Source organism: Vibrio sp. 03_296 (assembly GCF_002265885.1).
In genome coordinates this window covers 109338-117875 of the sequence record NZ_NPKW01000130.1, presented here as the reverse complement: position 1 = coordinate 117875, position 8538 = coordinate 109338, and the positions used below count along the sequence as shown (strand labels likewise).

At 48.0% G+C, this 8538-nt stretch carries 6 protein-coding genes and 3 tRNA genes; all 9 read left to right on the top strand.

All coding sequences use genetic code 11. From position 1 onward, the window contains the following. The 9 genes from CIK04_RS16535 to CIK04_RS16495 all read left to right on the top strand — a co-directional run bounded on the left by CIK04_RS16535 (position 1) and on the right by CIK04_RS16495 (position 8499). Positions 1-77 (top strand) — tRNA-Arg (locus CIK04_RS16535). A gap of 89 nt (positions 78-166) precedes the next feature. Then, positions 167-243 (top strand) — tRNA-Arg (locus tag CIK04_RS16530). A 42-nt stretch (positions 244-285) separates the two neighbouring features. Next, positions 286-362, top strand: a tRNA-Arg gene (locus CIK04_RS16525). A 530-nt stretch (positions 363-892) separates the two neighbouring features. Next, entirely contained in the window at positions 893-1150 is a 258-nt protein-coding gene (locus tag CIK04_RS16520) for an oxaloacetate decarboxylase subunit gamma (RefSeq protein ID WP_038941434.1), read from the top strand. A 31-nt stretch (positions 1151-1181) separates the two neighbouring features. Further along, entirely contained in the window at positions 1182-2966 is a 1785-nt protein-coding gene (oadA, locus tag CIK04_RS16515) for a sodium-extruding oxaloacetate decarboxylase subunit alpha (RefSeq protein WP_086018381.1), read from the top strand. Positions 2967-2975: 9 nt separating this feature from the next. Continuing rightward, on the top strand, positions 2976-4106 hold the full coding sequence (locus tag CIK04_RS16510; RefSeq protein ID WP_017421179.1) for a sodium ion-translocating decarboxylase subunit beta: 1131 nt from the start codon (positions 2976-2978) through the stop codon (positions 4104-4106). A 119-nt stretch (positions 4107-4225) separates the two neighbouring features. Beyond that, a complete protein-coding gene (locus tag CIK04_RS16505; protein WP_097352079.1) occupies positions 4226-5176 on the top strand; it encodes an NADP-dependent oxidoreductase in 951 nt (316 codons plus the stop codon). Then, complete coding sequence (locus CIK04_RS16500) at positions 5170-5631, top strand: YqaA family protein (protein ID WP_017421181.1); 462 nt, start codon at positions 5170-5172, stop codon at positions 5629-5631. Before CIK04_RS16505 ends, CIK04_RS16500 begins: the two co-directional genes overlap by 7 nt. A 9-nt stretch (positions 5632-5640) precedes the next feature. After that, positions 5641-8499: a pitrilysin family protein gene (locus tag CIK04_RS16495; RefSeq protein WP_097352080.1), complete on the top strand. Its 2859-nt coding sequence runs from the start codon at positions 5641-5643 to the stop codon at positions 8497-8499. Positions 8500-8538: the final 39 nt, after the last annotated feature.

The following is an 8538-nucleotide window of genomic DNA, read 5'->3' as shown; positions in this document are numbered from 1 at the left end:
GCGCTCGTAGCTCAGCTGGATAGAGTACCTGGCTACGAACCAGGCGGTCAGAGGTTCGAATCCTCTCGAGCGCGCCATTTCTTCAAATGAATATTCTTTTAACGATTAAAGGGGCTTCGCTCCTGATATTGAAATAGTGTAAGCGGTTTTGATATCAAACACCTGCGCGTCCGTAGCTCAGCTGGATAGAGTACCTGGCTACGAACCAGGCGGTCAGAGGTTCGAATCCTCTCGGACGCGCCACTTTCTCTTCTGGAAGTGACAAGGTGAACAACAGAATATTGCGCGCTCGTAGCTCAGCTGGATAGAGTACCTGGCTACGAACCAGGCGGTCAGAGGTTCGAATCCTCTCGAGCGCGCCATTATTTAAAACCCTGCATGAAAATGCAGGGTTTTTTCTTATGCCTACGTTTTGTGCTTGTGAGCATTGGATTTTAAAATCCCCTTGATCTTCATTTCTGGACAATCGATTTATTCTTAGCGAGTGTTTCTCATCTCTCTCATCTCTCTCATCTCTCTCATCTCTCTCATCAACGCCATTCTTTACTACTCAAAAGAAACAACAAGCATTTAAATGTTTCCAAAATGTTAAAATTGTTGTTGTTTTTAATTCTTATAATTCAAAAGCTTATTGATGTTCTTTTATCTCTATCGCAGTTTTGTTCGAACTTCTGCAGTAAATTGATGAATGTCCATATTAAGTATCAGGAATTTGGGCAAATATTTTAGTTTATGTGATCTGTGTGGTGAAAAAGCAACCAATAGTGCTGGATGCTCTGAAACCTTTTTAAACAAAATTGACAATATTTAACCAATCTAGATAATCGATTGGTCGGGATTGTGTATAAATCATGTCCTGCGTTATGTCAGGATGACACAGAAAGGAAGCAAGATGACAAATATTGGAAGCCTCTTAGTTGATGCGGCAGCCCTAATGGTAACGGGAATGGGGGTCGTATTTATTTTTCTCACCGTTCTTATTTTCCTCGTTCGCTTGATGTCGAAATTGGTACCGCAAGAAGTACCACCACCGATCACAGCGCCTAAAGCGGCAAAGAATCAAACCAACCACACTTCAACAGTGAGTCCACAGGTTGTCGCGGCAATTTCTGCAGCGATTCATCAGCATCGCGCCTCGGTTGCGAAGTAGTACAACAAAGGAATAAAAGGAGTTTATGAGCATGTCTAAGCCACTAGCAATTACGGATGTGGTCCTACGTGACGCCCATCAATCACTGTTTGCGACTCGAATGCGCATAGAAGACATGCTGCCTATTGCAGCAGAGTTGGATAAAGTGGGTTATTGGTCGCTCGAAACCTGGGGTGGTGCCACCTTTGATGCGTGTATTCGTTTTTTAGGGGAAGATCCGTGGGAGCGTTTGCGTGAACTGAAGAAAGCAATGCCGAATACACCAATGCAGATGCTACTACGTGGTCAAAATCTGCTGGGTTATCGTCATTATGCTGATGATGTGGTTGAGAAGTTTGTTGAACGTGCTCATGCCAACGGTATGGATGTTTTCCGTATCTTTGATGCGATGAACGACGTGCGTAACTTCCAAAAAGCAGTTAAAGCAACGGTGGACGTTGGTGCACATGCGCAAGGAACGCTTTCTTACACTACCAGCCCAGTTCACAATACCGATACTTGGGTCGATCTCGCCAAACGTTTAGAAGACTTGGGTTGTCACTCGCTTTGTATCAAAGACATGTCTGGCTTACTTAAGCCTTATGAAGCGCAAGAATTGATTACGCGCATTAAAGCCTCTTGTGATATCCCATTGGCACTGCACTGCCATGCCACTACGGGTTTGTCGACCGCTACGGCAATTAAGGCGGTAGAGTCGGGCATCGATATTTTGGATACTGCGATTTCATCGATGAGTTGCACCTACGGTCACACGCCAACGGAAACCGTTGTGGCGATGTTGCAAGGTACTGAGCGTGATACCAATTTGGACCTTGCTCAAATAGAACCTATTGCAGCGTATTTCCGTGAAGTTCGTAAGAAGTACGCTAAGTTCGAAGGGCAATTGAAAGGGGTGGATTCTCGCATTCTGATTGCTCAAGTTCCTGGTGGTATGCTGACCAACATGGAAAGCCAATTGAAAGAGCAAGGCGCGGCGGATCGTATCGACGAAGTCCTTGAAGAGATCCCTCGCGTGCGTGAAGATCTTGGATTTATTCCATTGGTGACTCCAACCTCGCAAATTGTCGGCACTCAAGCGGTCATCAACGTCCTGACGGGCGAGCGTTATAAGAGCATCACCAAAGAAACGGCAGGCGTTCTCAAAGGCGAATATGGCGCCGCACCTGCTCCAGTGAATGCGCAGTTGCAAGCTCGTGTACTAAACGGCGCTGAAGCTGTCACTTGTCGACCAGCTGATTTACTTGAAGCGGAATTGCATACATTGACAGACGAACTGTTGGCAAAAGCACAATCAGAAGGCATTCAATTGGCTAAAGAGAGTGTTGATGACGTTCTAACTTACGCACTCTTCCCGCAAGTTGGCCTGAAGTTCCTTAAGAATCGTGGTAATCCTGATGCATTTGAGCCAGCACCAACTCTTGAGGTGGCTCAGCCAACGGTGACGAAAGCCGCTAATGGTGCCGTTGAAGCTTATAGTGTCCGTGTTGATGGTCAGGTATTCCATGTTGAAGTAGGGCCAGAAGGTCAATTGACATCGGTGACACCAGCCGCTGCGCCAGCGAGTACTCCTATCGCGGCTCCTGTTGCGGCAGTACCAAGCGATGCAGAGGCTGTATCGGCTCCGCTTGCAGGTAACATCTTCAAAGTTCATGTTCAAGCAGGAAGCTCGGTTGAGGAGGGCGATATTCTGCTGATCCTCGAAGCGATGAAAATGGAAACTGAAGTCCGCGCTGCTCGTAGTGGTGTGGTGCATGAACTGAATGTGAAAGAGGGAGATGCCGTGACAGTAGGCTCACCTCTACTGAGTTTGGCGTAAGGATGTACCATGGATGGATTAATCACGCTTTGGTCTGAAACGGGAATTGCCCACTTTGAACTCGGGCAAATCTGTATGATCGCAGTAGGCTGTGTACTGCTGTTTTTAGCCATTAGTAAAGGCTTTGAGCCTTTACTTCTGCTGCCTATTGGCTTTGGTGCCATTTTGGCTAATATCCCGAATGCGGGCTTTACCGAGCCGGGTGGGTTGCTTTACTACGTCTACTACATTGGTATTGAATCTGGCGTTTTCCCACTGCTTATTTTTATGGGCGTGGGGGCAATGACGGATTTTGGTGCCTTGATTGCCAACCCTAAAACCTTATGGCTCGGTGCCGCCGCGCAGTTTGGTATTTTTGCCACGCTGTTTGGTGCGATTCTATTGAACTATGTGCCGGGCATGGAGTTTTCCATGGAGGATGCGTCGTCCATCGCCATCATCGGTGGCGCGGATGGTCCAACGGCCATTTTCCTCGCAAGCCGTCTCTCTCCCGATTTACTCGGTGCGATTGCGGTAGCGGCATACAGTTACATGGCCTTGGTTCCTATTATCCAGCCGCCTATCATGAAGGCGCTCACGACACCGGAAGAGCGTAAGATCAAAATGGCTCAACTTCGCCATGTCGGAAAAGTGGAGAAAGTGCTTTTCCCATTAGCGGTATTGGTGATGACCATCTTGTTCCTTCCCTCTGCAACACCGCTGGTAGGGATGTTCTGTCTGGGGAACTTGATGCGTGAAGCGGGTGTGGTGGAGCGTTTGTCGAAAACCGCGCAAAATGAGCTGATCAACATCGTGACGATTTTCCTGGGTTTAGGCGTAGGCTCGAAGCTACAAGCTGAGCACTTCTTGAATGTGGAGACTTTGGGCATTCTTGCATTAGGTGCTGCAGCGTTCAGTATTGGGACTGGCGCGGGGGTACTGATGGCGAAGCTACTCAACAAGTTCTCGGAAGAAGACATCAACCCGTTGATTGGGGCTGCTGGTGTATCAGCGGTGCCTATGGCGGCTCGCGTGGTTAACAAAGTAGGGCTTGAAGCAAACCCGCAAAACTTTTTGTTGATGCATGCGATGGGGCCGAATGTGGCGGGTGTTCTGGGCAGTGCGGTAGCCGCCGGTGTGCTGTTGGCTCTGGTTGGCTAACTTCGCTGTGAAATGTCAGTCAAATTGTGCCATCACAATTAACTTCGGTTAACAAAATGGTTTATAGTCAAAGGGATGCTTCGGCATCCCTTTCTTTTTGTCCTTAGGAACGGCTGATTATGGAAAATAAGCAAATCGTTATTACAGAATTTGGTGGCCCTGATGTACTGGCTATCCGTTCAAGTCAAATGCCTGAACCCAAACCTGGTCAGGTCATCATTAAAGTCTATTTTTCAGGGATTAATCCTATTGATGTTAAAACGCGTGCAGGTCTGGGATGGGCCGCTGCACAGAATAAGGACAAATTACCTTGGGTGCCCGGTTATGACATTTCTGGCAAAGTGGTCAGTTGTGGTGAGAACGCGGAGCGCTTTGTCATAGGCGATACCGTTGCCGGTTTTGTTGGTTTCCCATTAGAAGGCGGTGGTTACAGCCAGTATCTTTGCGTAGAAGAAGACGCATTGAGTTTGGTGCCCGGCTCGGTCACCTTAGAGGCAGCGGCGGTACTCCCATTAGCCGGGCAAACGGCAGCACAAGCGCTGAACAAGGCTCAAGTGAAAGAAGGGGAGAGAGTGCTTATCCTCGCTGGTGCGGGTGGTGTTGGTCATTTGGCGGTGCAAATCGCCGTTGCCGCGAAAGCTGAAGTGTACACGACATGCAGTGAACGCAACTTAGATTACATGGCGACCTTGGGTGCTCATGCCATCAATTACCAATTTGCTCCTGCTTCAGAGCGTTTGAGTGATGTGGATGTATTGATTGATCTGGTTGGTGGTGATGTCGCCCTTGATGCATTGAAGTGCTTAAAAGACAACGCCAGAGTCGTGACGGTGCCGACGCTGAGTGCTGAGATGATCTGTGAAAAAGCCAAACTGCTCGGGTTTGAAGCAATGGGGATGCTAGTGGAGCCCGATCCTCAGCAGTTGGATACATTGCTGTATATGGTGGGCGTTGGCTTACTTAAAACAGAAATTCAGCGTATCTATCCGATGCATGAGGTCAGCGATGCGCACAAACAAATCGAAACAGCGCATACCCGAGGAAAAGTACTACTGGATATGCAATGTTAGAAACCTTTAATGGATGGTTTGCAGAGGCGGCATTGTGGTTTTCCGACTCTGCACTTTGGGTATTGTTTTTCACTGGTTTTCTCAGTGCAACCTTATTACCTGGAGGCTCAGAGGCGAGTTTGATCGCGACCTTGTCTCTTAATCAGTTTCCAATTTCACACATCATTATTGTCGCGACGCTAGGAAATACCCTTGGTGGGTTAACTAACTATTGGCTAGGTTTGCTGCTACCAAATCGAACTCAACAGGAAAAACATGGTCATACCGCTTTGAGATGGTTAGCCAAATACGGCTATTGGGGGCTGTTTTTTAGTTGGCTTCCTGTGATTGGTGATCCTCTCTGTTTAGCAGCTGGTTGGCTGCGAATGAAATTTCTTCCTTGCTTGGCGCTGATTGCGCTGGGTAAAGCGGTACGCTATAGCGTGCTAGCTATGCTTTATATCGGACTATTCTAAGGAAAAAGCATGAAAAAACTGATGCTGAGTGCCTGCTCTCTTTTTGTCCTCGCTGGTTGTTCTTCCGTAAAATCGGTTTCTGTGCCGTTTTTCTCATCATTACCAGAAGGCGTGACTCTGATTGAAGAGTCGTCAGCACAAGCGGGTAAGGTCAAAATCCCGTATGAAAAATACCGTTTAGAAAATGGCTTAACCGTCATTTTGTCTCCCGATCACTCCGATCCCTTAGTGCACGTTGACGTCACTTACCACGTCGGCTCGGCTCGAGAAGAGATTGGTAAGTCAGGCTTTGCGCATTTCTTCGAGCATATGATGTTCCAAGGTTCGGAGAATGTTGGTGATCAGCAACACTTCAAGATCATTACGGAGGCGGGCGGAACCCTGAATGGCACCACAAACCGAGATAGAACCAACTATTTCGAAACGGTGCCAGCGAACCAACTTGAGAAAATGTTGTGGTTAGAGTCAGATCGCATGGGCTTTTTGCTTGATGCCGTCTCGCAGCGTAAGTTTGAGGTGCAACGCGACACCGTGAAAAATGAGCGCGCTCAACGCTATGACAACCGCCCTTACGGTTTGATTTGGGAAAAAATGGCGGAAGCGATTTACCCTGAAGGGCACCCGTATTCGTGGCAAACTATTGGTTATGTTGAAGATCTTGATCGTGTCGACGTCAATGACCTGAAAGCGTTTTTCTTACGCTGGTATGGGCCTAATAACGCCGTGTTAACTATCGGTGGTGACATAGATACCGATCAGACATTGGAATGGGTCAATAAATATTTTGGCAGTATTCCACGTGGGCCAGAGGTGAATAACGCGCCGAAGCAGCCTGCAACCCTGAAAGAAAATCGCTTCATCACGCTGGAAGATCGTATTAGACAGCCGATGGTGATGATGGCGTGGCCGACGACTTACAAAGGTGAAGATCATCAAGCCTCTCTCGATGCATTGGCGAGTTTACTAGGGGAAGGCAACAACAGCTTGCTATACCAAAATCTCGTAAAAACGCAAAAAGCAGTCGACGCTGGTGCCTTCCAAGATTGTGCGGAACTGGCTTGTACTTTCTACGTGTACGCGATGGGGGACTCCGGAGACAAGGGAGATTTGGCCAGCTTATATCAAGAGCTGATGCAGACCTTAGATGAGTTTAAACAGAAGGGCGCCGATGGGAAACGCCTTGAGCAGATCATTGGTAAAGCAGAAGCCGATGCCGTGTTCTCATTACAAAGCGTCAGCGGTAAAGTCAGTCAGCTCGCATCGAATGAGACCTTCTTTGCCACCCCTGATCGCATCGAATATCAATTAGATCAATTACGCGCGGTGACGGCGGATTCGGTCAACCAAGCCTATCAACAATTTATTGATGGCAAAAACAAAGTGACTTTAAGCGTGGTGCCTAAGGGCAAAATAGACATGGCGGTGCAAAAAGCCAACTTTGTGACGCCGGCGAGAACCTTGCCTGAATACCAAAAAATCACCGATGATCAGTTGGCCTATCGTAAAGCGGAAAACAGTTTTGACCGAGCTCAAATGCCACCGGCTGGAGAGCCAGTGAAAGCTGAAATGCCAGATCTGTACAAAGTGCATTTTGATAACGGCAGCGAATTATTAGGCGCTGTCAGTGATGAAACGCCAACCGTATTGATGCAGTTCCGCTTCCCAGCAGGGAGCCGATTTGACCCGGTAGGTAAAGAAGGGTTAGCTAAACTCACCGCCGCTATGATGGAGGAGGGGACAACCTCTCGCAGTGCGGAAGAGTTACAAGCGGAGTTGGACAAGTTGGGCAGTAACATCAGTGTTTCTGCCGAGCGATACAGCACGACAGTCACGCTTTCTGCATTAGAGAAAAATTTACCAGCAACGTTGGAAATTTTTCAGCAGATGATCCGGTCTCCTGCGTTTGATGAGGATGATTTCGCTCGAGCGAAGAAGCAAATGATCGAAGGGGCCGTTTATGAGCAGCAGCAACCAAGCTGGATGGCTTCGCAAGCAACGCGCCAAGTGATTTATGGTGACACGCTGTTTGCTCGTTCCAGTGATGGCACGATGGCTTCATTGCAAGCGCTCACGCTGGCTGATGTCAAAGCATTTTATCAATCGCACTACACACCACAAAGCACACAGATCGTGGTCGTGGGGGATTTGAGTCGCCGAGAAATGGCCAGTCAGTTGGCATTTTGGAAAGCATGGCAAGGTGAGGCCGCGCCGTTGTATCGCCCGCAAGTTGTGAAGCCATTAAGCGATTCAAGAATCTACTTGGTGGATAAACCGGGAGCGCCACAAAGCGTCATTCGCATGGTACGCCTTGGTTTGCCGTATGATGCCACTGGTGAAATGTTCCTAAGCCAATTAGCGAACTTTAATTTGGCCGGCAATTTCAACAGCCGTTTAAATCAGAATCTTCGTGAGGACAAAGGATACACATACGGGGCGCAAGGCTACTTTGCCAGCAATCTCGAGACCGGTGTCGTGGTGTTTGATGCGCAAGTGCGTGCCGATGCAACCATCCCTGCGTTAATGGAGATGGAGAATGAACTGAATGAGTTTTCTCAATCGGGTATGACGGATGATGAGCTGCATTTCATGCGTCAGGCGGTTGGTCAGCAAGATGCCTTGAAGTATGAAACTCCCGGACAAAAAGCGCAGTTGATCGGAAATATTCTCCGTTACAGTTTGGATGAAGATTATCTTAAACAGCGTAACGCGATTGTGGAAAACATTGATAAAGCGCCACTTAACGATTTGGCGAAGAAATGGTTTGACCCGAATGACTATCAGATGATCGTGGTTGGGGATGCGAAAACGCTTCGCCCACAATTGGAAAAGTTGAATAAAGCCGTAGAAGAGCTTGAAATCATCCGATAGAGTACACATTTAGTAGCGAAGAGTATTAGCTCTTCGCTA

Bases quoted from the DNA above. Each gene is read 5' to 3' on its own strand.
- CIK04_RS16520 (WP_038941434.1), top strand. From the start codon at position 893: ATGACAAATATTGGAAGCCTCTTAGTTGATGCGGCAGCCCTAATGGTA.
- oadA (WP_086018381.1), top strand. From the start codon at position 1,182: ATGTCTAAGCCACTAGCAATTACGGATGTGGTCCTACGTGACGCCCAT.
- CIK04_RS16510 (WP_017421179.1), top strand. From the start codon at position 2,976: ATGGATGGATTAATCACGCTTTGGTCTGAAACGGGAATTGCCCACTTT.
- CIK04_RS16505 (WP_097352079.1), top strand. From the start codon at position 4,226: ATGGAAAATAAGCAAATCGTTATTACAGAATTTGGTGGCCCTGATGTA.
- CIK04_RS16500 (WP_017421181.1), top strand. From the start codon at position 5,170: ATGTTAGAAACCTTTAATGGATGGTTTGCAGAGGCGGCATTGTGGTTT.
- CIK04_RS16495 (WP_097352080.1), top strand. From the start codon at position 5,641: ATGAAAAAACTGATGCTGAGTGCCTGCTCTCTTTTTGTCCTCGCTGGT.